Raw genomic sequence first — 23405 nt, 5'->3', positions numbered from 1 at the left:
TTCCTCCTGTGATGGTCCGGCTTCGATGCTGCCGACCACCGCACGCTCCGCGCTGCCTTCGTCCGGCCAGGAACCCCTCACATCAGGACGGTCTCCTTCCCCCTGCGGCCGCGGCTCGCACAACGACTGATCCGCATCGGCGTGAGCTCCTGCCCGATCGCGTTGTGCTACCAAGAGCAGGTGGCCTCGTCCGCCGCGGACTCCGCTCCGCACCGCGTCGCGTTCCTCGTCTACGACGGCGTGACGCTGCTGGACGTCGCGGGCCCGGCGGAGGTGTTCACGGAGGCGAACCGGTTCGGCGCCGACTACCGGGTCGTGCTGCTGTCGCCGACCGGCGAGGACGTCACGTCGAACCTCGGGTTCAGGGTCGCGGTCGACGGCGCCGTCTCCGCCGAGCCCGCAGCGGGCACGTACGTGGTGGCCGGCTCGAGCCTCTATCCGCGGACACCCGTGCCCCGGGAGCTGGCGGACGCCGCACGGGTCCCGGCGGCCGGCGCCCGCCGGGTCGCGTCGATCTGCACGGGCGCGTTCGTCCTCGCTGCTGCCGGCCTCCTCGACGGCAAGCGCGCGACCACGCACTGGAAGGTGACCCATGAGCTCGCCGCCCGGTGCCCGACGTGCCGCGTCGAACCCGACGCGATCTACGTCCGCGACGGCACCACGTACACCTCGGCGGGGGTGACCGCCGGGATCGATCTGGCGCTCGCGCTCGTCGAAGAGGACCACGGGCCCGACGTGACCCGCGACGTCGCACGCGCCCTGGTGGTCTACATGCAGCGGTCGGGCGGCCAGTCTCAGTTCTCCGCCCCGCTGCAGGGTCCGCCACCCCGTTCGCCGGCCCTGCGGACGATCACCGACCTGGTGACGGCGGACCCCCAGGGCGACCACTCACTCGGTGAGCTCGCGAAACACCTCAACGTCAGCACCCGGCAACTCACCCGGCTCTTCCACGACGAGCTGTCCACCACCCCGGCCCGCTACGTGGAGAACATCCGCTTCGACATGGGGAGGGCGCTGCTCGACCAGGGGCACACCGCGACACGGGCGGCGGCTCTCGCCGGATTCCCCAGCTACGAGAGCATGCGCCGGGTCTTCGCGAAGAAGCTGTCCATCAGCCCCGCGGCCTACCAGCGCCGTTTCGGCACCGCTCGCCGCGCCACCGCGGAACAGCCGTCGAACTCAGGGCACCGCGTCGGATAGCGCAGCACGCGAGGACACAGCGGTGGTCGTCCTCCGTCAGGGGGTAGACCGAGGGCGTCGTCGATGTGCGACACGTGCTCGGGTCGGGTGATCGTCGACAGGAGACCCGGGCGCCCGGACCGCTTGCCCCCGGAGCCGCCGCGAGCAGGATGAGGTCATGGGTTCCTACGAGCGGACGATCGCGGTCGCCGCACCGCCGGACCGGGTGTGGGCGGTGCTCGAGGACGTCGAGGCCTGGCCGGCGTCGACCCCCTCGATGTCCTCCGTGCGCCGCACCGTCGACGGCGGGCTCCGCGTCGGGGAGCGCATCCGGGTGCGGCAGCCCCGCCTGCCGCCGGCGGTGTGGACCGTGACCCGTGTCGAGCCCGGCCGGTCGTTCACCTGGACCTCGCGCGCCCCCGGCCTGCACTCCGTGGGCGACCACGAGATCCGACCCGGAACCGACGGGTGCACCCTCGTCCTCCGGTTCGCCCAGACCGGCCCGCTCGCCGGGCCGGCCTGGCGGCTGATGGTGCGCACCGTCCGTCGTTACGTCGACCTCGAGGCCGAGGGGTTGAAGCGACGAGCGGAGTCGTCGGTGAGCTGAGCAGCGGTCTGCCCGTTCAGCCGGTGGGCCCGTAGGCCGCTGCGATCTCCTCCGACCCCACCCAGCGGCTGTAGGTCGGACCCTGCGGCCACCCCTGCGGCGAGTCCTGCCACACCTCCTGCCGGCCGTACGGCAGCAGGTCGACCAGGCCGAACAGGTAGCTCAGCTGCTCGGTGCCGCGGCCGTTGGTGTGCCAGGTCCGGTAGACCGTGTCGCCGTCGCGCAGGAACACGTTGACCGCGAACCCGCCGCCGGGCGGGGCCTCGACGTCGGAGCCGAACGAACTGTTCGCCGTCGAGTACCAGTCCATGGTGTTGCCGACCCGGCGCCGGTAGGCGAGCGCCTCGTCGATCGGGCCCTGGGTGACGACCACGAAGCGGGCGTCGAACTTCGCGAGGCCCTCGAGGCGGGTGAACTGCGAGGTGAAGCCGGTGCAGCCGCCGCACTGCCACTCCTCGCCGTCGTGCCACATGTGGTTGTAGACGATCAGCTGCGGGGCGTCGCCGAAGACGTCGACGAGCCGGACCGGGCCGTCGGCGCCCTCCAGCACGTAGTCGGGCATCTCGACCATCGGCAGCCGCCGGCGCTGGGCGGCGATGGCGTCGAGCTCGCGGGTCGCGGCCTTCTCCCGCACCCGCAGCGCGGCGAGCTCCTTCTCCCAGGTGGCGGCGTCGACGACGGGCGGCAGTGCGGACGCGGTCATGGTTCCTCCTCCGAATCGCTACTCCCGGGGCAGACCTGTCGTGTGCCGCGGACTCATCGGTCCCGCGGTCGGAAGGACGAGCCGGGACACGGCGAGATCAAGTCCATGCGGACCGCCGCGGCGCACCGCCGCAAGGGGGTCGCGGCCGCGTTGGTGGACCACATCGTCGCCGAGGCGCACGCCCGCGGGCTGACCCGGTTGAGCCTGGAGACCGGCACGCACGAGTTCTTCGCGCCGGCTCGGGCCCTCTACGCGGGGCGGGGGTTCGTGACGTGCCCGCCCTTCGTCGGCTACACCGACGACCCGCACAGCACCTTCATGACGCTCGCACCGGTGCCCGCCCGCGACCCGCAGGGCGACGTCGTCGAGCTCTCCGAGCGGCTGCCCGGCGCCTGAGGACCGCCCCGGTCCTCTCGACCGGAGCGGCGAACCGCGCGATCATGCCCGCACCGGGTACCCGAGGGTTGCGCGTGGCGGGTCTCCGGCGAACAGGTGGGTGAACGACTCCGTCGGCGAAGGAGATCCGGTAGGTGAACGACGTCGGCAGCGCCCTCGACAGCCTGCTCGCCATCGCGGTCGTCGCGGCGCTCGCCCCGCTGCTGCTCGGCCTGTTCCCCCGGGTGCGCATCCCGCAGGTGGTGCTCCTGCTCGCCGGCGGGATCGTCGTGGGTCCGCAGGTGCTCGGCCTGGCGGCGCCCGCGCCCGTCGAGCCGCTCGCCGATCTGGGTCTGGGGTTCGTGTTCCTGCTCGCCGGCTACGAGCTCGACCAGCGGCTGTACCGGCAGGACGCGGGGCGCCGGGCGTTGCTGGCGTGGACGGTGTCGCTGCTGCTCGCGCTCGGGGCCGTCGGGCTGCTCACCTGGCTGGGGCTGGTGCGGGCGTTCGTGCCCGTGGCCCTCGCGATGACCACCACCGCCCTCGGCACGCTCGTGCCGGTCCTGCGCGAGAACGGCATGCTGCGCGGCCGGCTGGGCGGGTACCTGATGGCCGGCGGCGCGGCCGGCGAGCTGTTCCCGATCCTCGCGATCGCGGTGTTCCTCGGCATCGCCAACCGGTTCGTCGCGCTGCTGTCCCTGGCGGCGGTGGCCGTGCTCGCGGTGCTGCTCGCCGTCGCGTCCCGGGTCATGCGGCCGGGTGGGCGGCTGGCGCGGGTCTTCGCCGAGCGCCAGCACGAGACCAGCCAGCTGACGCTGCGGTTCACGGTGCTGCTGCTCGTGCTGCTGCTGGCGGTCACCGAGCGGTTCCACCTCGACGCCGTGCTCGGCGCGTTCCTGGCCGGGATGGTGCTGCGGCGCTGGGCCGGGCCGAGCGCGCCGGTGCTGGAGGAGAAGCTCGACGTGGCCGGGCACGGCTTCCTCATCCCGATCTTCTTCGTGTACTCCGGCATGACGATCGACCTGTACGCCATCGCCCAGGCCCCGCTGCGCCTGGCGCTCTTCTTCGGGCTCATGGTCGCCCTCCGCGGGCTGCCGGCCCTGCTGGTCTACCTCGGCGTGCTGTCCCTGCGCGAGCGGGTCCAGACCGCACTGGTGACGGCCACCGCGCTGCCGCTGGTCGTCGCGCTCGCCCAGATCGGGCTGCGCAACGGGACGATGCTGCCGGAGAACGCCGCCGCGCTCGTCGGCGCGGCGGTGCTCACCGTCCTGGTGCTGCCGACCCTGGCCGTGTCGATCCACCGGCCGGCCGCGGAGGAGAGCCCCCGCCGCGACGCACCCTCGCCCTGACCGCTCCGGGTCCCTCCGGCCCTATCGCGGGGACTGCGGGCGGGGCAGGCTCGTGGGCGTCCGTGCCAGCCCGACCGAGGAGCACCGGATGACACAGCCGCACGAACCCGCCACCGCCCCGGGCGAGGTGCCGACGAGCGCCGAGCGTCCGGCACCGACCGGTCCCTACGACGACGAGACCCTCGCCCGGCTGCTGCACGACCTCGACGTCGCCAACGACTGGCACCGCGGCCCGTGAGGGCCGGCTAGAACGCTCCGGTCGCGAGGAACCGCTCGATCCGCTCGGTGTGGGGCGCGAGGTCCAGGCCCTGCGCCGCGACCCAGCCGTCGTCGTAGTAGCTGTGCCGGTAGCGCTCGCCGCCGTCGCAGATCAGGGTGACCACGCTGCCCCGCACGCCGTCGGCCAGCATCCGCGCGACGAGGTGGTAGACGCCCCACAGGTTCGTCCCGGTCGAGCCGCCCGCGAACCGCCCCGTGCGTTCGTGCAGGTGGCGGACGGCGGCGATGCTCGCCGCGTCCGGCACCGGCAGCATCAGGTCGATCACCCCGGGCACGAAGCTGGGCTCCATCCGCGGGCGGCCGATCCCCTCGATGCGGCCGGGCGTCCCGGTGGCGTAGTCCGCCGCTCCGCTCGCCCAGCCCGGCAGGAACGCCGAGTTCTCCGGGTCGACGACGGCCAGCCGCGTCGGCATCCGCCGGTAGCGCAGGTACCGGCCGATCGTCGCCGAGGTCCCGCCGGTCCCCGCCCCGACGACGATCCACTCCGGCACCGGGTACCGCTCCCGCGCGAGCTGCGCCACGATCGACTCGGCGATGTTGTTGTTGCCGCGCCAGTCCGTCGCCCGCTCGGCGTAGGTGAACTGGTCGAGGTAGTGCCCGCCGCACTCGGCGGCCAGCCGCTCCGCCTCGGCGTACATCCCGGCCCCGTGCTCGACGGGGTGGCAGCGGCCGCCGTACCGCTCGATCAGCGCGATCTTCTCCGGACTGGTCGAGCGCGGCAGCACCGCGACGAACGGCACGCCGATCAGCTGCGCGAAGTAGGCCTCGGACACCGCGGTGGACCCGGAGCTGGCCTCGACGACCGTCGTGTGCGGCCCGATCTGCCCGCTGACCAGGGCGTGCAGGAACAGCGAGCGGGCCAGGCGGTGCTTGAGGCTGCCGGTGGGGTGCACCGACTCGTCCTTGAGATAGACGTCCACGCCCCAGTCGGCGGGCATCGGCAGGACGTGCAGGTGGGTGTCCGCGGAGCGGTTCGCGTCCGCCTCCACGCGCCGCACGGCCTCGTCGACCCACAGCCGGTCCGTGCCCGCCCGTTCCACCGCCACCGCGGAACCGTATCCGCCGGTCCGCCCACCGGGAGCCGGGGCAGGGCAACGCTCAGTGCAGGAACTTCAGCCCGACCACGCCGGCGACGATCGCGAGCAGGCACAGCAGCCGGGCCGCCGTCGTGGGCTCGCCGAGGGCGACCATGCCGTAGAGCGCGGTGCCGACGGCGCCGATCCCGACCCAGGTCGCGTAGCCGGTGCCGACCGGGATCGACCGCAGTGCGTACGCGAGGCCGGCCATGCTCAGGACCAGCGCCACGAGGAACGTGACGGACGGCAGGAGCGCGGTGAACCCGCGGCTGCGGGCCAGCGCCGCGGCCCAGACGGTCTCGAGGACACCCGAGACGACGAGGACGATCCACGCCATGACACACCTCCGGGAGGGCGTCGTCTTGTCGTGCCGGGTACGACGCGCTCGTCCGGGGAGTCCGCAGGAGGCGGGTCCGCGATCGACGATAGCAACGTCCGTGCTCGTCGGGCCCCGGTCGTGACCGGTCTGACCCGCGCCGATCACGGCCGGGGGGGCCGCGGACCGGGCTAGCATCACGGGATGTTCTCGGCGGCGGCCTCCTCGTTCGACGAGTGGAGCGCGATCGCCGAGACCAGCTTCGTCCCGCTCCGGGTCCGGCCGCCGGCCGCGGGGCCCGCAGGGTTCCGCGGCGAGATCGTCGGACGCGGGCTCGACACCCGCCTGGGCCTGTCCCGGATCGCGGCCGACCCGTGCCGGATGACCCGGTCCGGGTCGGTGGACGACGCGCCGGACACGCTCTTCCTCTCGATCCAGCGCAGCGGCGCGGTCCGGGTCGCGCAGGCGGGGCGGGTCGCCCGGGCGGTCGCCGGCGAGGCCGTGCTGTACCGCAGCCGCGAGCGGCTGTCCCTCGAGTGCGAGGCGTCGACCTCCTGTCTGACGCTGCAGGTGACGGGGGAGTGCGCCGAGCTCGACGAGGCCGCCGTCGCCGCAGGTCTCGCGCGGACGATCCCGGGGTCGACGCCCGCCCTGCGCGTGCTGGCCGCCACCGCGGGCACCCTCGAGCAGACCGTCCACGGCCTGGACGCGGTGTCGGCCGCCCGGATGTCGTCCGCCGTGCTGCAGATGCTCGACGCGCTGCTCGGCTCGCTCGGCGGCACCGAGACGCTGCCGACCGGCCCGGTCGCCCTCGCCGCGACGATGCAGCGGTTCGTCCTGGAGAACCTCACCGATCCCGGCCTGTCCGTCGACACGATCGCCCGGCGCTTCGGTGTCTCCGGCCGTTACGTCACGCGCGTGTTCGCCGAGGCGGGACAGCCGCCGCCCGCGACGTTCCTGCGCGACGAGCGCCTGCGACGGGCCGCCCACCTGCTCGGCCGGGAGCACCGCCCGACGGTCGCCGCCGTCGCCGCCCGGTGCGGGTTCGCCGACACCACCACGTTCACCCGGGCCTTCCGACGCCGGTACGGGGTCGCGCCCGGGGCCTGGGCCCGCCCGGGCGAGCCGCCGGTCGCCTCCGCCTGATCGGTCAGGTCCGCGCGGCGGTGAGCACCGCCGTCAGGTCCGCGGCGATGCTCTCCGCGTCCCGGGTGTCCGGCCAGTACCGGGCCGGGGCCGCGGCGGGGTCGAGCAGGTACGTCATCGCGGTGTGCTGCACCTCGTGGCCCGCCGGGGTGTCGCGGCGGCGGGTGAAGACCCGGAAGGACGCGGCCGCGTCGCCGGTCTGCGCCGCGGTCCCGGTGAGCCCGGTGAACCGCGGGTGCGTGGCCCCGAGATGGGCCTTCAGGCGCTCCGGGGTGTCGCGTTCGGGGTCGACCGTGACGTACAGCGGGACCATGGCCGCGGCCGCCCCGCCCAGCCGGTCGAGCACGTCGTCGAGCTTGGCCAGGGCACGGGGGCAGACCATCCGGCACGAGGTGAACCCGAACTGGACCAGCTGCCAGCGGTCGCGGTAGGACCGCTCGGTGACAGGGGTGCCGTGGTGGTCGACCAGCGAGTACGTCGCGCGGATCGGCGGGGCGGTCACGGCGCGGCCACCAGGTCGACGGCCGCGCCGTCCGGCACGGCGAGCACGGACGGGGTGCGCGGGGTGACCTCCGTGCCGTCGACGCGCAGGCGCGCTCCCGGCGGGAGGCCCGCCAGCGTGACGGTGCCCTCGCCGGGGACGGTGCGGTCGCGGCGCAGGCGGGCGTGCAGCACCCCGTCGACGACCTCGGCGCGGCTGACCTCGACGTCGCGGTCCACCGCGGCGAGCCGGGGCGCGTCGTGGTGGCCCGCCGGCCAGGGCTGCTGATAGATGCGCCGCAGGCCGTCCGCGACGTTCAGCCGCGCGTAGCCGAGCAGGACGTTCCCGGACATGGGCTCGATCTCGGTGCGCCGCCCGTCGGCGTCCGACGGCGTGTCGTTGCGCGGGTAGTAGAGGCCGCCGTCGCGCCAGGCCGGGGCCATGAACCGGTCGGCGTGCGCGAGCAGGCCGTCGAGGGTGTCCCGGTCGCCCATCTCGGAGGCCCAGGCCGCGACCCAGCCGAAGTCGCAGGTGTCGGACACGATCTCCTGGCCCATGACCTGCCGGGCGGGCGCGGACGGCACAGACACCGTGCCGTCGGGCCCGGGTTCGAGGAAGTCGGCGACCTGCCGCCGGTAGTGCCGGTGCACGAAGTCGTGGTTCCAGGTGTTCATCAGCGCGCCGCACCAGGCGTCGACCCAGGGGGACGGGCGCTCGTTGGGGCGCACCTCCCGGGTGTCCTCGGAGATCATCATGGCGTAGTGGCCGGCCTCGTCGAGGCGGCCGAAGTCGGCCCAGGCCTTCTCGTAGCCGGCCACGACGTCGTCGGCGCGGGTGCCGCCGGTGATCTGGTCGTGCAGCCGGAAGCCGAGGATCGCGGGCTGGTTGCAGATCTGGAACACGCAGTTCGGCTCGCACGCGACGCCGAGGTAGCCGCTCTCGACCATGAGCCAGTAGAGGTGCTCGGTCAGCGAGTCCCGGTCGTAGGCGAACCGCTTCTCGGGGCCGCCCCAGAAGAACGACCAGTGCCGGAAGGTGAGCGAGCCGGGGGTGGCGTAGTGGTCGGTGCCGAAGAGCTGGTCGTGCAGCGCGGCGCAGGACTGCACGTACGCCGAGTACATGATGTTGTCCCGCACGACCGGGTCCCACTCCTCGGTGAGCCCGTCGGAGAGGTGGGCGTTGAACACCGAGCCGCCGCGCGAGACGTCGCGCCAGTACAGCCACACCTCGGGCATGAGCAGCTTCTCGATCAGCCGGCGGATCGTGGGGGCGAACAGGCCGGGCGCCGCGGGCAGCCGGTGCCGGTGGGTGAGGGCGAGCCCGTAGACCATGTAGGCGAGCTGGAAGCGGTAGCCGCCGAAGTCGTCCTGGCTCACGCCCTTGCCCTGCATCAGCGACCAGTCGTTGGGCAGCTGCCGGGACAGGTTGTCCCAGTGCCGCAGGTGCCCGAGCTGCTCGCGGGTCAGGACCCCGTGGGACATCGCCGTACTCCCTCCGGCGGCCGCCCGCACCGCGGTCCGCCGCGCCGGACGCTAGCCGCTCCCCGGGCCGCCGGACCGTCGATCCGGGAACCCGGAGAAGGCGTTCCGGGAACACGGCCCGCGCCGATGAGTCGGGGCCCGGACCGGAGTCTCACCTGCGAGGACCCGGACCAGGAGGCACACCATGTTCACCACGACGCTCTGCCCGACCTGCACCGCCATCGTCACCGTCCCCGCGGGTGCGCTCGCCACCCGGCCGTGCCGCTGCCGCGGCTGCGGCGCCGTGGTGACGCACCGACCATGGGAACCCGAACCGACGGCCCAGGTGCTGGCCTTCCCCGCACAGGGAACGCGGCTCGCCCATGCCGCGTGACCCGCCGGCTGTTCTTCCGGAATCGGATCTTGTGGACGAACCCGCATCCGTGATCCTCTCGCTGAGGTGAGGCTGGCTTTACCTCGGAGGGGGACGCGATGAGGGCGGTGCGGGCGGCGGTCGCGATGCTGCTGGTGGGAACGGTGCTGGTGGCATGCGGCGGGGAGCGTCCGAGGAGCCGGCACCGCCGGCCACCCGGACGGTCGGGACGTGGGCAGTGGGCCGGTCGAGGTGCCCACGCGGCCGACGCGGATCGCGGTCCTCTCCGGCGGGCTCGCCGCCATCGCCGACGTCGTCGGGGCGCAGGACCGGGTGCCCGCGCTCGTCGAGGCGTACGAGAAGCGCCTCGCGGAGGTCCGCGGCGCCCTCGCCCCGCCCGCCGGACCCACGGCCGTCTACCTCTCCCTGCCCGGCGGCAAGCAGTACCCTGGTCCCGCCCGCCGCCGCCTACCCCAGCCTGCTGCGCGAGCTCGGCTTCAGCCTCGACCCGGTCCTGCAGAAGGCGGACGACCCCCGGGTCGTCAGCACCGGCGACTCCTTCGAGGTGAGCCCGGAACTGCTGGCCCGGGTCGCCGACGCGCCGAACCTGCAGGTGCTGGAGCTGGGCGGGCCGACCGCGCAGCAGCTGGCCGGGGACCCGGTCTTCGCGCAGCTGCCGGCCTTCTCCGGCGGCACCGTCACCCCGGTCCCCGCGCTGGCCTACCGCCCGGACTACCCGGCCGTGCTGCTGGCCCTCGACGCCCTGGAGCAGGCCTTCCGCCGCTGACCGCGACGCGTCCGTGATCGGGTGGGTCGACCGGTGCAGCCGTGGCACACGGCTCCTGCCAGGCACGGCGACGGTCCTCGTCCGGCGGTGGAATGTCTGGTGCGGGAGTCCATTCGTCCACCGACCATGGGGCACAACTCCGGTGCAGGTGGCGTGTGCTCCCCCGAGCGTGCCGCCCGTACGGCCGTGGCCGCGGGTCGGAGCTGACGGCCACGCACGAGCGGTCAGCCGACCATCCGGGCGACGAGCCGGCGCTGCAGGCGGAGGGCGGCTCGCGGGGCACCGGGGCAGGTGGACGAGACCTGCTCGTCCTGCCGGTCGCGGCGGTCCTGCGGGGCCGGGCGGGTGAGGGTGGCGGTGGCGGTCATCGGATTCTCCTTCGTTCGCTGCTGAGGAGAACCCTGCTCCCGATCGCGGCCCCGCACCGTCGGCCCGACGACGGATGCGCCGGAGGAGCGCCGGGTCGGGCGATCGGGGGACAGCCGCTCTACAGGAACCGGTGGTCCACGGCGATCTTCCCGCGCGACGAGCCCGCGGGCCGCACGTCCTCGCCCTCCTCCTCCGGCTCGTGCGCGAGCAGGTCGCGCTGGCTGGGCAGGAGCACGACGTCCCGGTTGTGCAGGGCGAGGGCGCGGGCGTAGCGCTGGGCGATGTCCTGCATCGGCGTCGCCGTGCCGCCGATCCCGAAGACGGTGCCCGCGTAGTCCAGTGGGCCCATCAGCTCCCGGATCCGGTCCCGGTCCGACGGCGGGACCAGCTCGGCCGGGTCGCCGCCGGCGAACCAGCCCATCGGCACCGCCGTCCCGGCCGGGACGACCGTGTTGACGTGCACCACGGCGTGGAAGTCGAGCTCCGCGCCGACCCCGAGGCGGGCGCCGTTGAACACCACCGCGCCGGTCGCGATGCGGGTGTCGCCCTCGATCACGCAGCCGGTCAGCGAGGCGTGCGGCCCGACGAGCACGTGGTCGCCGAGCCGGGTCGGGTGCCGGGCGACGCCGCGCACCACGGCGTTCTCCATGATCACGCAGTGGGCCCCGATCTCGACCGGCCCGCCCTCCGCGGTGATCACGGCCCCGAAGAGGACCCGGCTGTGCGGGCCGACTGTGACGTCCCCGCACAGCACGGCGTTGGGGGCGATGTAGGCGGACTGCGCCACCACGGGACTGTGCAACCGGTGCCGGACGAACACTGCGTGCCGGCCCACCGGCCGTGGGAGCGGTTGGTACTCCTCGCCCATGATGGCCTCCCGACGAACGTGCCCGTGCGGGTCGGAAATTGTCCTCGGGCCCGGTGCACACGACAAGGTCCGCGAGGCCCTCGGCCTCACGGACCCATGCCCGTCGTCAGCAGTGCGGCAACACGGGTGCGGCGGAGATCGCGCTGCGGTGCACGTACTCCGAGCCGTGGGGGCCGGAGATCCGGAACCAGTTGGGGTTGCCGGTCAGCGTCTCGCCCTCCGTGTGGCAGATGGTCTGCACCCCGGTCCCGGGTGCGAGCTCCCGGACCGGTGCGGACTGCGTCGACGGACTGGAGTAGGAGGTCGTCGGCGCGAGGATGAGCCCGGTCGGGTCGGTGTGCTCGGCGGCCCCGGCCACACCGGCCAGTCCGACGAGTCCGAGGACGGCGAGCCCGCCGGTGGCGGCGACCGCGAATCGCGTGTTCATCGTCAGGGGTCCCTTCGTGGCGTCTGCCCGGTGGTTCCGGGGTCTCCCGAAGGGTGCTGCGGCGTGCCGGCCGCCGGGACCGGGTGATCGGCCGACGCCCCGGGGGACGCGGAGGCCCCCGAACGGTGGACGGCAGGGGCGGAACGGGTGAGCGAGCGGGAGGGAGCGCCGCTCGCCCACCCGCCGGTCAGCCGGCCGTGACCGTGAGCCGGCCGAGGGTGGCGGCCCGGCCGGGGTGGTCGGCCGGGACCACCGCGGAGGACAGCGCCGTCCAGCAGGACGGGCAGCTGTACTGCCGGAACACGACGGGCGCGTCGACGTAGTCGGCCGCCTGCGCGATGATCTGCGGCCCGGCGTCGGAGGGCGGCCCGTCGTAGACCGCGAGGGCGAGCGGGCCCTCCCCGGTGTCCCCGAGGATCTCGGCGCAGTGCGCGCAGGCGACCGCGGAGCCGACCTCGACGAGGTTGTCGTCGACCCGCTTGACCGACGACAGGTCCGCCTTGCCGCGGGTCTCGCCGGCCACCCGGGACCGGTCGCGCCGGACCCCGCGCAGCCGTTCCCGCTCGGCCGCCGTCGCCACCGGGTCGACCGTCCCGTCCGCGAGGACCACGCCGTACACGCCGGTCGCCGCGTCGGCGGTGATCTTCTGTTCGCGCAGGTCCCGGGCCACGGCCTCGGGGTCGCGGGTCAGCGGGTCGCCGTAGCCCCCGCCGCCCTGCCAGGTCATCGCGAAGACCTCGCCGGGCGCCAGGTAGCTCGACGCGTAGTTCTGCCCGGGCTCCAGCGTGTCGCCGACCTCCTCCAGCGAGGACGGCATCCGGCCGGAGCCGAGCAGCTCGGCCACCCTGCTCTGCCGCGCGACGACGTCGAGCCCGCTGTTGCCGGGGTGTCCGCCGGACAGCCCGGCGTTCTGCGCCACGGCCTTGCCCGCACTCGCGAGCACGAGGCCCATCGGGAGGCTGGTGCCGTGCGGGGTGATCGCGATCGAGGCGCCGAGCCCGCCGCGGTGCCGCCCGGGCCCGCCGGAGTCCGGCACCTCGCGCCGCCACAGCGTGAGGACGGGGTAGAGGAACTCCGTCATCTCGACGTCCGGCACCCGGCCCATCGGGATGCAGAACAGCCCGCCGGTGTCGACGCCGTCCGCGTGCGGGCGGGCGCCGTACCCGCCGGCCATCGGCTCCATCATGATCGAGAGGAACGGGGCGGGCTGCTCGCCGCGCTCGTCCAGCCCGGCGATCACGGCCGTGTCCCAGGTGCCGCAGCACGTGGCCTGGACGTTCTTGCCCAGCTCCAGGTCCCGGTCGAGCATCTGCGACAGGCACTCGGCGATGAGGCTGCCGGTCAGCCAGGCCGGCCCGATCGGCCCGCGCCCGACGGCCGCGGGGAAGGTCGCGTTGTTGAGCGTGCCCTCCTCGGCGACCAGGTCGAAGCAGCGCATCAGCCCGCCCGCGGACCACGGGATGTCGTTGGCCAGGATCGGCAGCAGTGCGAGCATGACCCCGCCGCGCATGCCGGCGTAGGTGCAGTTGATGACCCCGGCCTGCGGGTCCGTGCCGGTGAAGTCGAAGGTCAGCCGGTCACCGGTCTTCGTGGTGGTCACCGTGATCTTGTGCAGGTTCCGGTCGCCCTCGTGGGACTGGTCCTGGTAGCCGGTGGCGGTCCACGAGCCGTCCGGCAGCGCGGAGAGCTTGTCCCGCAGGCGGGTCTCGGCGTCGGACATCATCCGCTTCATCACGGCCTTGACCGTGTCCGGCCCGTACTGCGCGATCAGGGCGTGCAGCCGTTCGGCGCCGACGTTGTTGGCGCCGATCTTGGCCCGCAGGTCCAGCCCGACCAGCATCGGGACGCGGGAGCGGCGCACCCAGAGGTCGGCGACGTCGCGTTGCAGCCGGCCCTCGCGCACGACCTTGACCGGCGGGGTGGGCAGGGACTCGGAGAAGACGTCCTGCGCCGCCGGGGAGAACGAGCCGAGGCCGACGCCGCCCAGGTCCGGCTGGTGGGCGATGGCGCTGGTCCAGGCGAAGAGCTTCCCGTCGTGGAAGACGGGCTGGTAGACGATCACGTCGTTCTGGTGCAGTCCGCCGCCGACCCACGGGTCGTTGCACAGGAACATGTCGCCGGCCTCGATGCCGGGGTTGTCGGCCCGGTTGCGCAGCGTCCAGTAGATCGCCAGGTCCACGGCCCCGACGAGCATCGTGTTGTAGAGGCCGACCTGGACCTCCTGGCCCAGCTCGTCCGAGATGGCGAAGTCGAAGTCGTTGGCGTCGGTGACGATCGGCGAGCCGGACATGCGCTTGAGCGCCTCGCCCATCTCGTCGGTCACCGACCAGAGCCGGTGCCGGATGACCTCGTAGGTGAGCGGGTCGAGGGCGTCGATCTGCTCCTGGCTCACGCTGTGCACCGGGAGCGACGACGGCAGCGAGCGGGCCAGCTCGTCGGGGTCGACGGGGCGGCTGGAGAAGGCCTCCGAGCCGGGGATCGGCATGGTCATCTCAAGCACTCCTGCGGATGGTGAGGTTGCCGAGGTGGTCGACGGTGCCGGTCGTCCCGCCCGGGACGACGACCGTGGTGGTCGGCACCTCGACGATCGCCGGGCCGGTCAGGACGTGGCCCGCCCGCAGCGCGGCGTAGTCGTGGACGGGGGTGCCGACGTAGCCGAGGCGGGCGTCGAGCTGGACCGGGCGCATGGTCGCGGGCTCGGCCGGGCCCTCGGCCCGCGGGACGGAGGGCAGCTCGGGACTGAACGGCAGCACGCCGACCCCCCTGACCCGGAACGTGATCGCCTGGATGCCCGCCTCACGGAACCCGGCGTCCTTGCCGAACAGCTCGGCGTAGCGCTTCTCGAAGGCGCCGGCCGCCGCCTCGACGGCGGTCATGTCCAGCGGGCCGTTCGCGACCGGCGCGGTGACCTCGGCGAGCTGCATCGTGTACCGCATGTCGATCTCGCGGTGCAGCTCGACGGTCTCGAACCGCACCCCCTGCCGGTCGAGCCCCTCGAGGACCCGCTGCTCCAGGTCGGCGAAGTTCCGCTCGGCGCGGGCCGGGTCGAAGGGCACGATCGTCGGGTCGGAGAGCTCGGCCGCCAGCACGATGTCCGACGACGCCAGCCCGAACGCGGAGAACGCGCTCGCCACCGGCCCGAGCGGGACCACGACCTCGTCGCAGCCCACCTCGGCGGCGTACCCGGCGCAGTGCGCGGGGCCGGCCCCGCCGAAGGCGTAGAGCACGAAGTTGCGCGGGTCGTGCCCGGCCTCGACGACGGTCTTGCGCAGCAGGTCGCCGGTCTGCGCGTTCTGCACCGTGTAGATCGCCGCCGCGGCCTCCTCGACGGTCAGCCCGAGCGGCTTGGCGATCTGCGTGTCGATGGCCTGCCGGGCGAGGTCGAGCGAGAGCGGCTTGCGCCCGCCGAGCAGGCCCCGCTCCGGGAGGATGCCGAGCACGAGGTTCGCGTCGGTGTTGGTGGGTTCGGTGCCGCCGTTGCCGTAGCAGGCGGGGCCGGGGACGGCCTGGGCGCTGCGCGGGCCGATCCGCAGATTGCCGCCGGCGTCGAGCCAGGCGATGGCGCCGCCGCCGGAGCCGATCGCGTCGACGCGCAGCGTGGGGACGTTGATCGGGTGGTGGTTGATCACCGTGGTGGTGTCGCGGACGGGCTCGCCGTCCACGACCAGGCCGGCGAGGAAGGTCGTGCCGCCGACGTCCGTGGAGATGATGTTGCGGTGGCCGAGCTGGCGGCCCAGGGCCACCGACCCGACGACGCCGCCGGTGAGCACGGACCCGACGGTGCTGATCGCGGCCGCCGGCGCCTCCTTGGCGGCCACGGCGCCGCCGTTGGACTGCATGACGAGCAGCGGGCCGACGAGACCGTTGTCCCGCAGCGAGGACTCCAGCGTGCCGAGGTAGTCCCGCAGACCGGGCCCGATCTGCGTGCTCATGATCGTGGTGGCGTTGCGGGAGAACTCCCGGATCCGGGGGCTGACCTCGGAGGACAGCGCGACGAAGACCTCCGGGTCCGCCTCCGCGATCAGCTCGCGCAGCCGGCGCTCGTGCACCGGGTTGCGGAAGGACCACAGCAGCGAGACGGCGATCGCGCGCACCCCGTCCGCCAGCAGGGCCCGGATCGCGGCGCGCGCCTCGTCCTCGTCGAGCCCGACGACGACGGTGCCGTCCCGGTCGATCCGCTCGGTCACCTCGAGGGCGTGCCGCTTCGGCAGCAGCGCGTGGTCCTTGCTCTGCCCGAGGACGTGCTGCAGCTCGTGCGGGGAGCGGCCGAGGTACCGGCCCTCCACGTTCATGATGAAGATCGAGTCCCGGTGGCCCTTGGTGGTGAGGAACCCGACCGGCGGCACGTTGCCCATGACCAGGGCGTTGAGCGACGACGTCGTCCCGTGCGCGATGTGGTGGGTGTCCGCCAGCATCTCGGGCAGGCTCTTCCCGAGCTGGTCGGCCAGCAGCCGCAGGACGTCGAGGACGCCCTGCGAGTAGTCCGGCGGGGTGGACGGGGACTTCGCGGCGAGCACGGTCCCGGCGTCGTCGTCGAGCACGGCGTCGGTGAACGTGCCGCCCACGTCCACGCCGATGACATAGGCCATGGCTGGCGCTCCTTCGCGCAGGGGTGGCTGACGGATGCGTAGACTATTCAACACATCCGACGGTAGTCAACCTTGACTTCTCTGGCTTCCATGTCGTCGAATAGTCGACGACAAAGTCAAAGAGTCTGGTACGGAGAGGGAGCAGATGCAGCCACGTCGCGTCGCGGTGCTGGGCGGGGGGCCGGGCGGGCTCTACGCCGCCCGCCTGCTGAAGCTCGCGGATCCGTCCTGCGAGGTCGTCGTGCACGAGCAGGGCGAGCCCGACACCACCTTCGGTTTCGGCGTGGGCCTCGCCGCCGGCACGCAGCGCAAGCTCGAGGCCGCCGACCCGGACACGCTGCGGGACCTCGTCGCCGCGGGCCTGCGGCACGACATGACGATGCAGGTCGGCCCGCACACGACCCGGGTGCGCAACGACCGGCTGATCGGCATCGCGCGCACCGAGCTGCTCGCCGTGCTGCAGCGGCACGCCGAGAAGGCCGGGGTGGCGCTGGAGTTCGGCGCGCGCCGGACCGCCGAGGAGCTCGACGCGGACGTGGTGGTCGCCGCGGACGGCGTCAGCAGCGCGACCCGCGAGAACGGGCCGTTCGGCGGGCGGATCGAGGTCGGCCGGGGTCTCTACCTGTGGTGCGGCACCGACTTCGCCCTCGACGACGCCGTCTTCGCGCCGGTCGGGACCGAGCACGGGGTGTTCGTCACCCACGCCTACCCCTACTCCGGCGGCCGCAGCACGTTCCTCATCGAGACGGACGAGGAGACGTGGCGGCGGGCCGGGTTCGACGCGACCACGGACAGCACGCCGTTCGACGCCTCGGACGAGACCTCGCTGCGCCACCTCGAGGAGGTCTTCGCCGCGCAGCTGCGCGGGCAGCCGTTGATCGGCAACCGGACGCGGTGGCTGCGCTTCCGCACCGTCCGCTGCGACCGCTGGTCGGCGGGGAACACCGTGCTGCTGGGCGACGCCGCGCACACCGCGCACTTCTCCATCGGCTCGGGCACGAAGCTGGCGATGGAGGATGCGATCGGGCTGGTCGAGGCGCTGCGCGCCGAGCCGGACCGGGCGGCGGCGTTCGCCCGCTACGAGGCGGTGCGCCGGCCCGCCGTCGAACGGCTGCAGGAGCTCGCCCGGCGCAGCCAGCTGTGGTGGGAGTCCTTCCCCGCCCGGCTGCACCTGCCCGTGGAACGGCTCATGGTCGCCTACATGTCCCGGGCCGGGAACGTGCCGCTGGACCGGTTCGCGCAGACCAGCCCGGACGTCGTCGGCGCGGCGCTGGAGCAGTACGCCGGCGAGCCCGCCGACGTCACTCCCGAGGGCATCACCTCCTGGGTCCTCGACCACCCGCCGACCCGCGACCGCGTCGCCGACCTCGTCCCGCTGCACTGCGCGCTCGACGACCCCTGGTCCGCGGCCGGGGACGCGCTCGTCGCGCGGGCGCGGGGCACCGGCGGGGTCCGGCTCACCGGACCGCCCGATCGCCCGGCCCTGCTGACCAGGCTGGACCTGGCCGAGCGGATCGGTCTCGAGGCCGGCGTGCCGACGGCGGTGGAGGGACCGGCCGCGCTGCGCGACGATCTGGCGGCCGGGCTGGTCAGCGGCCGCACCGACCTGGTGGTGCTCACCGACACGCAGGAGACGCCGTGACCCTCGCCCAGGCCCCCCTGGTCCCGTACCCCGAGGCCGACGTCCGCGCCTACCGCGAGGCCGGGCTGTGGGGCACCGCCACCATCGCCACCGAGTTCCGCCGGGTGGCCCTCGCGCACCCGGACCGGGAGGCCGTCGTCGCCCTCGACGGCCGGCTGACCTACCGGGCGCTCGACGAGCGCACCGACCGTCTCGCGGCCGGGCTCGCCGGGCTCGGGCTGCGGCCCGGCGACCCGGTGCTGTTCCAGGTCACGAACCGGCTCGACGCCGTCGTCGCCTGGTACGGGGTGCTGAAGGCCGGGCTGGTCCCGGTCGCCACCCTGGCCGCGCACCGGGGACACGAGATCGGCGAGATCAGCCGCCGCGTCGGGGCCGTCGCGCACCTGGTCGAGGCGGGTACGCGCGGCTTCGACCTGGTCGGCTTCGCCGAGGAGCAGCGGGACGGGCACCCGACCCTGCGGCACGTCCTGGTCATCGGCGACGACCCGCGCGGCAGGGCGTTGGCGGCCCTGGGCGCCGACGTCGAACCCGGGACCGCCCGGGCGCTCGTCGAGCGGGTCCAGGCCGGCCTGGAGCCCGACGCCGTCGCCGCCTTCCAGCTCTCCGGCGGGACCACCGGCGTGCCCAAGGTGATCCCGCGGCTGCACGCCGAGTACTGGTACAACGCCGCGGAGTACGCGCGGTCCTGGGGCTGGACCGCCGACACCCGCATCGCGCACCTCATCCCGATCATCCACAACGCCGGGATCGTCTGCGCGGTCCACGGCCCGCACAGCGTCGGCGCCTGCCTGGTTCTCGGCACCCCCGACCTCGACGAGGCCCTGCCGCTGATGGCGCGCGAGGGCGCGACGCACGTCCTGCTCGGGCACGGGCACTACCGCGCCGTCGAGCACCCGGACTTCCCCGCGGCCGTCGGGGCCGTGACCCAGGTCGTGCTGTCCGGCAGCAAGGTCCCGCCCGCCCTGTTCGACGGCCTGGAGGCCCGCGGGCTCTGGTCGGGACAGCTGTTCGGGATGGGCGAGGGGCTCTTCCTCACCACCCGGCCGGACGCGCCCCGGGAGGCCCGCGCCACGACCGTCGGCACCCCGCTCTCCTCGCACGACGAGGTGCGGATCGTCGAACCGGGTACGGAGGACGAGGTCCCGCCCGGCGAGGTGGGCGAGCTGTGCTGCCGCGGGCCCTACACCCTGCGCGGCTACTTCGACGCCCCGGAGCACAACGCCCGCGCCTTCACGGGCGACGGTTTCTACCGCACCGGCGACCTCGCCGCGCTGGTCGAGATCGAGGGGCGGCGGTACGTCTCGATCGAGGGCCGGATCAAGGACCTCATCAACCGCGGCGGCGAGAAGATCAACGCCGAGGAGGTGGAGCTGCTGCTGCTCCGCCACCCGCGGATCACCGGCGCCGCCGTGGTCCCCATGCCGGACCCGCGCCTCGGCGAGCGGACCTGCGCGTACGTGGTGGTCGACGGGCCGGGGCTGACCCTGCCCGAGGTGCAGGAGCACTTCGCCGGGCTGGGCGTCGCCAAGTTCAAGTGGCCCGAGCGGATCGAGCACCTCGCGGAGATCCCGCGGACGCTCGTGGGCAAGACCGACAAGAAGGCCCTGGCGGCCGACATCGCTTCCAAGGTGGGTTCATGAGAAGGATCGGGCTGGTCGTCCCCAGCTCCAACGTGACCGTCGAGACCGAGATCCCGGCGCTGCTCGCCCGGCACCCCGAGCGGTTCTCCTTCCACTCCAGCCGGATGCGGATGCACCAGGTGTCGCCGGAGGAGCTCAGGGCGATGAACGCGCAGCGCGAGCGGTGCGTCGACGAGCTGGCCGACGCCCGCGTCGACGCCCTGCTCTACGCCTGCCTCGTCGCGCTGATGGCGCAGGGGCCGGGGGAGCACCGGCGCGTCGAGAAGGAGGTGCGCGCGCAGCTCCCCGACGCGGTGGTCCTGTCGAGTGCGGGCGCGCTGGTCGAGGGGCTGCAGGCGCTGGCCGCGCGGCGGATCGCGCTGGTCACGCCGTACCTGCGGCCCCTGGCCGAGCAGGTCGTCGCCTACCTCGAGGCGGAGGGCTTCGCCGTCGTCGACTGGGCGGCCCTCGAGGTCGGGGACAACGCCGAGGTCGGCTGCATCCCCGGCGACCGGGTGCTGGGCGCGGCCCGCGGGCTGGACCTGACCGGCGCCGACGCCCTGGTGATCTCCGCGTGCGTGCAGATGCCGTCGCTGGACCTCGTCGCGCCCGCCGAGGAGGAGTTCGGGCTCCCGGTGCTGTCCGCGGCCACCGCCGGGGCGTACGCGCTGCTGCGCGGGCTCGGCCTCGATCCGGTGCTTCCGGGGGCGGGAAGGCTGCTCGCCGGTGTCGAACGGTCGGCCGTGCACGCGCCACCTGCACCTACGATCGGCGCATGAGCGAACCGGGGGCGGGCCGGAAGGGCGGGCGGGCCGGCACGGCGCGGCGCGAGCTGGTCGAGAACGAGCTCTACGAGCACGCCACCCGGCTCTTCGCGGAGCGCGGCTTCGCCGGCACGAGCCTGCAGGACATCGCCGACGCCCTCGGCATCACCCGGCCCGCGCTCTACTACTACGTCAAGAGCAAGGACGAGCTGCTGGCCAAGCTCGTCACCGAGGTCACCAACGGCCCGCTGGACGAGCTGAACGCGCTCGTCGAGCGGGACGAGGACCCGGTACGACGGCTGCGCGGGATCGTCGAGGTGATCGTCGGGAGGCGGACCACGCAGCCCGCGCGGTTCCGGCTGCTCATCCGCTCCGAGGCCGAGCTCCCGGCCGAGCTCACCGCGGCCTACGACGAGAGCCGCCGCGCGGTGCTCAAGGTCATCGCCGGAGTGATCGACGACGGCGTGCGCGCGGGCCGGTTCCGGCCCGTCGACGCCCGGGTCGCGGCGCTGGGCGTGCTCGGCATGTGCAACTGGGTCGCCTGGTGGTTCCACCCCGGCGGCAGGGACACCGCCGAGGGCGTGGTTGACCAGCTGGCGGACATGGCCGTCGCCGCCCTGGTCCGCCCCGACCACCAGGCTCCCGAGGCCGAGGGGCCGGCCGCCGCCCTGAAGCTGCTGCGCCAGGACCTCGACCACCTGGAACGCATCCTCGACCTCTGATCCCGCCGACCCACGGGCCCCTCCGCCGCAGGTGGAGGGGCCCTTCCTGTGTCCGAGCCCGCATTCGTCAGATGCGTCGAACTGTTGACTCATTCGTCGACAGACGCGTACCGTCGACGGTGTCCGACACGAGGAGGCTGTTGATGAGCGAGCGGGACCACCGGGTGCAGGGGGTCGACCACGTCGCGTTCCCGACCTTCGACCCGGCCGCGACGGTGCGCTTCTACCGGGACGTCCTGGGGTTCCCGGTCGTGCACTCGATCTGCGCGGCGGGCTGGGGGCCGGAGGACCACCCCGACTTCATCCACTTCTTCTTCGACATCGGCAACTCCGACCGGATCGCGTTCTTCTACTACTTCGGCACCGAGACCTCGGTCGGCGGTGCGGAGGGGGAGAGGGGGGACGTCTACGCCCGCTTCGGTGCGGACGTCCCCGAGTACTTCGTCCGCTCCCGCCACCTCGCCATCCACGTGGACGACGAGGAGGACCTGCTGGAGTACCGGCGCCGGCTCGACGCCAGCGACTGGCCCGTCGAGATGCAGATCCAGCACGAGACGATCGAGTCGATCTACACGCACGACCCGAACGGCTACATGTTCGAGATCACGAGGGCGATGCGGCCGGTCACGCCGCAGGAGGACCTCGACGCGAACCTCACGATCGACGCGCTGCTCGACGTCGTCGCCGAGCCCGAGCCGACCTTCGGCAAGCTGCTCGCGCGCAAGGCCGAGCTGATCGTGGAGCGGGCCGCGGACTGGGAGCCGGTGACCTCGTGACCACGCTCTACGTGCTCGACGTCCCGGAGCACACCGCCGTCGCGAAGGTCGCCGCCGAGGACCCCGCCGTGACCGTCGGGCAGATCGGACCGTACTTCGAGATCAGCGCGGCCGGGCCGATCGTGATCGACCGCCGCGCGACGGGCTGCCGGCACGCGGTCTGGTACTCCTGCGTCGGCGGGGTGGCCCGGGACAGCCGGATCACCCAGCACGACAAGGACGCGCTCCGCGTGGAGCCGGTGTGAGCGGGGCCGCGTCGACCGGGGGCCTGGGCGCGGGCCGCTACCTGGCGGCGGGGCAGCGGCCGGATTCCACGGTCACCACGGTGCACGAGCTGACCACCGCCGACGGGGCGACCGTGCGCGGTGTGCTGGCCACGGTGCCCGGGGCCCGGACGGTGGTCTGCCTCATGCACCCGCGCCAGGACGTCACGCACCACCCGCTGGTCCCGCTGCTGCTGCAGGCAGGTGCGGCGGTGTGGACCCAGCACACCCGCTCGGTGAACAACGACCTCACGCTGGTCCACGAGCAGGCGCTGCTCGACGTCGCCGCGGGCCAGGTCTTCCTGCGCGAGCGGGGCTTCGAGTCGGTCGTCGTGCTGGGGCACTCCGGCGGCGGCACCCTCTACGCCTTCTACCTGGAGCAGGCCGCGCTCGCACCCGGCGACCGGATCGCGACCACCCCCGGTGGCCGGCCGACGAGGCTCGCCGACGCGACCATGCCGGGGACCGACGGCGCGGTCTTCCTGGCCCCGCACCCGGGCCAGGGCGCGCTCCTGCTGGGTTGCATCGACCCGTCCGTCGCCGACGAGTCCGACCCGCTCTCCGTCGTCCCGGAGCTGGACCCGTTCTCCCCGGGCAACGGGTTTGCCGAGCCGCCGACGAGCGCGACGTACTCCACGGAGTTCCTGCAGCGGTACCGGGCGGCGCAGCGCGACCGCGTCGCCCGGATCGACGCCGTGGCGCGGGAGCACCTGGCCCGCACGGCCGAGGCGCGCGCCGCCGCCAAGGCCAGCGGGAACGCGGCGGACCGTCGTCGTGCGCTGGCCCCGCGGGTCCTCACGGTGTTCCGCACGGACGCCGACCCCCGCACCGTCGACCTCTCGCTCGACCCGAGCGAGCGGCCCTACGGCTCGCTGTTCGGCAGGCGCCCCGATCTGATCAACTACGGCCAGGTCGGCTTCGGGCGGCTCACCACCCCGGAGGCCTGGCTGTCGACCTGGTCCGGGCTCAGCACCAACGCCGACTTCGTCCGCTGCGCCCCCGGCGTCACCGTGCCCGCCCTGTTCGTGGAACTCACCGGCGACCAGGCCGCCTTCCCGTCCGACACCCGCCGGATGATCGCCGCCCTCGGGTCGGACGACCTCACGGTCGCCTCCGTGCGTGGCCTGCACTTCGGCGGCGCCATCGCCGAGGGTGAACCGACGGGCAACGAGCTCGCCGCCACCGAGATCGAGGGCTGGCTCGACAAGCGCTTCGCCCTCGCCCCACCCGGCTGA

The 23405-nt window shown here is 73.8% G+C and carries 25 protein-coding genes and 1 riboswitch; of the genes, 15 read left to right on the top strand and 10 right to left on the bottom strand.

What is annotated here, in order from left to right; genetic code table 11:
• Nucleotides 1–180: 180 nt before the first annotated feature.
• Nucleotides 181–1200, top strand: coding sequence for a GlxA family transcriptional regulator (locus AB0B41_RS12985; RefSeq protein WP_358202320.1), 1020 nt, complete (start codon nt 181–183; stop codon nt 1198–1200).
• Nucleotides 1201–1357: 157 nt separating this feature from the next.
• Nucleotides 1358–1786, top strand: a complete 429-nt coding sequence (locus tag AB0B41_RS12980) for an SRPBCC family protein (RefSeq protein WP_358202318.1) — start codon at nt 1358–1360, stop codon at nt 1784–1786.
• Between the two features lie 16 nt (nt 1787–1802).
• Here AB0B41_RS12980 and AB0B41_RS12975 read toward each other — a convergent pair whose 3' ends face one another.
• Nucleotides 1803–2489: a DUF899 family protein gene (locus tag AB0B41_RS12975; RefSeq protein WP_358202316.1), complete on the bottom strand. Its 687-nt coding sequence runs from the start codon at nt 2487–2489 to the stop codon at nt 1803–1805.
• A 42-nt stretch (nt 2490–2531) separates the two neighbouring features.
• Between AB0B41_RS12975 and AB0B41_RS12970 the strand changes: the two genes are divergently transcribed.
• The 3 genes from AB0B41_RS12970 to AB0B41_RS12960 all read left to right on the top strand — a co-directional run bounded on the left by AB0B41_RS12970 (nt 2532) and on the right by AB0B41_RS12960 (nt 4451).
• Complete coding sequence (locus AB0B41_RS12970; RefSeq protein ID WP_358202314.1) at nt 2532–2885, top strand: GNAT family N-acetyltransferase; 354 nt, start codon at nt 2532–2534, stop codon at nt 2883–2885.
• A gap of 134 nt (nt 2886–3019) precedes the next feature.
• Nucleotides 3020–4213: a cation:proton antiporter gene (locus AB0B41_RS12965; protein ID WP_358202312.1), complete on the top strand. Its 1194-nt coding sequence runs from the start codon at nt 3020–3022 to the stop codon at nt 4211–4213.
• An 88-nt stretch (nt 4214–4301) separates the two neighbouring features.
• The gene (locus AB0B41_RS12960) at nt 4302–4451 is read left to right on the top strand and encodes a hypothetical protein (RefSeq protein WP_358202310.1); all 150 of its coding nucleotides are present in this window, start codon (nt 4302–4304) and stop codon (nt 4449–4451) included.
• 7 nt (nt 4452–4458) lie between these two features.
• Here AB0B41_RS12960 and AB0B41_RS12955 read toward each other — a convergent pair whose 3' ends face one another.
• Nucleotides 4459–5538 carry a PLP-dependent cysteine synthase family protein gene (locus AB0B41_RS12955; RefSeq protein ID WP_358202308.1) on the bottom strand — a complete coding sequence of 360 codons (1080 nt, stop codon included), beginning with the start codon at nt 5536–5538 and terminating at the stop codon, nt 4459–4461.
• Between the two features lie 52 nt (nt 5539–5590).
• A complete protein-coding gene (locus tag AB0B41_RS12950) occupies nt 5591–5905 on the bottom strand; it encodes an SMR family transporter (RefSeq protein ID WP_358202306.1) in 315 nt (104 codons plus the stop codon).
• Nucleotides 5906–5919: 14 nt separating this feature from the next.
• Nucleotides 5920–5985: riboswitch (guanidine-III (ykkC-III) riboswitch) on the bottom strand.
• A 103-nt stretch (nt 5986–6088) separates the two neighbouring features.
• Here AB0B41_RS12950 and AB0B41_RS12945 point away from each other — a divergent pair.
• Nucleotides 6089–7030 carry an AraC family transcriptional regulator gene (locus AB0B41_RS12945; protein ID WP_358202304.1) on the top strand — a complete coding sequence of 314 codons (942 nt, stop codon included), beginning with the start codon at nt 6089–6091 and terminating at the stop codon, nt 7028–7030.
• 4 nt (nt 7031–7034) lie between these two features.
• Here AB0B41_RS12945 and AB0B41_RS12940 read toward each other — a convergent pair whose 3' ends face one another.
• On the bottom strand, nt 7035–7532 hold the full coding sequence (locus AB0B41_RS12940) for an SCO family protein (RefSeq protein ID WP_358202302.1): 498 nt from the start codon (nt 7530–7532) through the stop codon (nt 7035–7037).
• Nucleotides 7529–8992, bottom strand: coding sequence for a hypothetical protein (locus AB0B41_RS12935; protein ID WP_358202300.1), 1464 nt, complete (start codon nt 8990–8992; stop codon nt 7529–7531). Before AB0B41_RS12935 ends, AB0B41_RS12940 begins: the two co-directional genes overlap by 4 nt.
• A 184-nt stretch (nt 8993–9176) precedes the next feature.
• Here AB0B41_RS12935 and AB0B41_RS12930 point away from each other — a divergent pair, with 184 nt between their 5' ends.
• Together AB0B41_RS12930 and AB0B41_RS12925 are read left to right on the top strand one after the other, a co-directional pair.
• Nucleotides 9177–9365: a hypothetical protein gene (locus AB0B41_RS12930; RefSeq protein ID WP_358202298.1), complete on the top strand. Its 189-nt coding sequence runs from the start codon at nt 9177–9179 to the stop codon at nt 9363–9365.
• 544 nt (nt 9366–9909) lie between these two features.
• Nucleotides 9910–10131, top strand: a complete 222-nt coding sequence (locus AB0B41_RS12925; protein WP_358202295.1) for a hypothetical protein — start codon at nt 9910–9912, stop codon at nt 10129–10131.
• A gap of 224 nt (nt 10132–10355) precedes the next feature.
• Here AB0B41_RS12925 and AB0B41_RS12920 read toward each other — a convergent pair whose 3' ends face one another.
• The 5 genes from AB0B41_RS12920 to AB0B41_RS12900 all read right to left on the bottom strand — a co-directional run bounded on the left by AB0B41_RS12920 (nt 10356) and on the right by AB0B41_RS12900 (nt 16384).
• On the bottom strand, nt 10356–10499 hold the full coding sequence (locus AB0B41_RS12920; protein ID WP_358202293.1) for a hypothetical protein: 144 nt from the start codon (nt 10497–10499) through the stop codon (nt 10356–10358).
• A gap of 119 nt (nt 10500–10618) precedes the next feature.
• Nucleotides 10619–11287: a gamma carbonic anhydrase family protein gene (locus AB0B41_RS12915; protein WP_358202291.1), complete on the bottom strand. Its 669-nt coding sequence runs from the start codon at nt 11285–11287 to the stop codon at nt 10619–10621.
• A 187-nt stretch (nt 11288–11474) separates the two neighbouring features.
• Complete coding sequence (locus tag AB0B41_RS12910) at nt 11475–11795, bottom strand: SH3 domain-containing protein (RefSeq protein ID WP_358202289.1); 321 nt, start codon at nt 11793–11795, stop codon at nt 11475–11477.
• Between the two features lie 187 nt (nt 11796–11982).
• Nucleotides 11983–14286, bottom strand: coding sequence for a hydantoinase B/oxoprolinase family protein (locus AB0B41_RS12905; protein ID WP_358202287.1), 2304 nt, complete (start codon nt 14284–14286; stop codon nt 11983–11985).
• Between the two features lies 1 nt (nt 14287).
• Entirely contained in the window at nt 14288–16384 is a 2097-nt protein-coding gene (locus AB0B41_RS12900) for a hydantoinase/oxoprolinase family protein (protein ID WP_358202285.1), read from the bottom strand.
• 145 nt (nt 16385–16529) lie between these two features.
• Here AB0B41_RS12900 and AB0B41_RS12895 point away from each other — a divergent pair, with 145 nt between their 5' ends.
• The 7 genes from AB0B41_RS12895 (at nt 16530) to AB0B41_RS12865 (ending at nt 23405) form a co-directional block, all read left to right on the top strand.
• Nucleotides 16530–18026 carry an FAD-dependent monooxygenase gene (locus AB0B41_RS12895; RefSeq protein WP_358202282.1) on the top strand — a complete coding sequence of 499 codons (1497 nt, stop codon included), beginning with the start codon at nt 16530–16532 and terminating at the stop codon, nt 18024–18026.
• Nucleotides 18023–19666: an AMP-binding protein gene (locus AB0B41_RS12890; RefSeq protein WP_358202280.1), complete on the top strand. Its 1644-nt coding sequence runs from the start codon at nt 18023–18025 to the stop codon at nt 19664–19666. Before AB0B41_RS12895 ends, AB0B41_RS12890 begins: the two co-directional genes overlap by 4 nt.
• The gene (locus tag AB0B41_RS12885; RefSeq protein ID WP_358202278.1) at nt 19663–20424 is read left to right on the top strand and encodes a maleate cis-trans isomerase; all 762 of its coding nucleotides are present in this window, start codon (nt 19663–19665) and stop codon (nt 20422–20424) included. Before AB0B41_RS12890 ends, AB0B41_RS12885 begins: the two co-directional genes overlap by 4 nt.
• A complete protein-coding gene (locus tag AB0B41_RS12880) occupies nt 20421–21131 on the top strand; it encodes a TetR/AcrR family transcriptional regulator (protein ID WP_358202277.1) in 711 nt (236 codons plus the stop codon). Before AB0B41_RS12885 ends, AB0B41_RS12880 begins: the two co-directional genes overlap by 4 nt.
• A gap of 143 nt (nt 21132–21274) precedes the next feature.
• A complete protein-coding gene (locus AB0B41_RS12875; RefSeq protein ID WP_358202275.1) occupies nt 21275–21907 on the top strand; it encodes a VOC family protein in 633 nt (210 codons plus the stop codon).
• On the top strand, nt 21904–22152 hold the full coding sequence (locus AB0B41_RS12870; protein ID WP_358202272.1) for a hypothetical protein: 249 nt from the start codon (nt 21904–21906) through the stop codon (nt 22150–22152). Before AB0B41_RS12875 ends, AB0B41_RS12870 begins: the two co-directional genes overlap by 4 nt.
• The gene (locus AB0B41_RS12865) at nt 22149–23405 is read left to right on the top strand and encodes an alpha/beta hydrolase (protein WP_358202270.1); all 1257 of its coding nucleotides are present in this window, start codon (nt 22149–22151) and stop codon (nt 23403–23405) included. The genes AB0B41_RS12870 and AB0B41_RS12865 overlap by 4 nt, the downstream gene beginning before the upstream one ends.

Source organism: Pseudonocardia sp. NPDC049154 (genome assembly GCF_040648315.1).
In the GTDB taxonomy this organism is placed as follows: domain Bacteria; phylum Actinomycetota; class Actinomycetes; order Mycobacteriales; family Pseudonocardiaceae; genus Pseudonocardia.
Note: the sequence above shows the minus strand (reverse complement) of the source record. Positions and strands in the feature narration are given on the sequence as shown.

Bases quoted from the DNA above. Each gene is read 5' to 3' on its own strand.
- AB0B41_RS12980 (WP_358202318.1), top strand. From the start codon at position 1,358: ATGGGTTCCTACGAGCGGACGATCGCGGTCGCCGCACCGCCGGACCGG.
- AB0B41_RS12975 (WP_358202316.1), bottom strand. From the start codon at position 2,489: ATGACCGCGTCCGCACTGCCGCCCGTCGTCGACGCCGCCACCTGGGAG.
- AB0B41_RS12960 (WP_358202310.1), top strand. From the start codon at position 4,302: ATGACACAGCCGCACGAACCCGCCACCGCCCCGGGCGAGGTGCCGACG.
- AB0B41_RS12950 (WP_358202306.1), bottom strand. From the start codon at position 5,905: ATGGCGTGGATCGTCCTCGTCGTCTCGGGTGTCCTCGAGACCGTCTGG.
- AB0B41_RS12945 (WP_358202304.1), top strand. From the start codon at position 6,089: ATGTTCTCGGCGGCGGCCTCCTCGTTCGACGAGTGGAGCGCGATCGCC.
- AB0B41_RS12935 (WP_358202300.1), bottom strand. From the start codon at position 8,992: ATGTCCCACGGGGTCCTGACCCGCGAGCAGCTCGGGCACCTGCGGCAC.
- AB0B41_RS12930 (WP_358202298.1), top strand. From the start codon at position 9,177: ATGTTCACCACGACGCTCTGCCCGACCTGCACCGCCATCGTCACCGTC.
- AB0B41_RS12920 (WP_358202293.1), bottom strand. From the start codon at position 10,499: ATGACCGCCACCGCCACCCTCACCCGCCCGGCCCCGCAGGACCGCCGC.
- AB0B41_RS12910 (WP_358202289.1), bottom strand. From the start codon at position 11,795: ATGAACACGCGATTCGCGGTCGCCGCCACCGGCGGGCTCGCCGTCCTC.
- AB0B41_RS12905 (WP_358202287.1), bottom strand. From the start codon at position 14,286: ATGACCATGCCGATCCCCGGCTCGGAGGCCTTCTCCAGCCGCCCCGTC.
- AB0B41_RS12900 (WP_358202285.1), bottom strand. From the start codon at position 16,384: ATGGCCTATGTCATCGGCGTGGACGTGGGCGGCACGTTCACCGACGCC.
- AB0B41_RS12895 (WP_358202282.1), top strand. From the start codon at position 16,530: ATGCAGCCACGTCGCGTCGCGGTGCTGGGCGGGGGGCCGGGCGGGCTC.
- AB0B41_RS12885 (WP_358202278.1), top strand. From the start codon at position 19,663: ATGAGAAGGATCGGGCTGGTCGTCCCCAGCTCCAACGTGACCGTCGAG.
- AB0B41_RS12880 (WP_358202277.1), top strand. From the start codon at position 20,421: ATGAGCGAACCGGGGGCGGGCCGGAAGGGCGGGCGGGCCGGCACGGCG.
- AB0B41_RS12875 (WP_358202275.1), top strand. From the start codon at position 21,275: ATGAGCGAGCGGGACCACCGGGTGCAGGGGGTCGACCACGTCGCGTTC.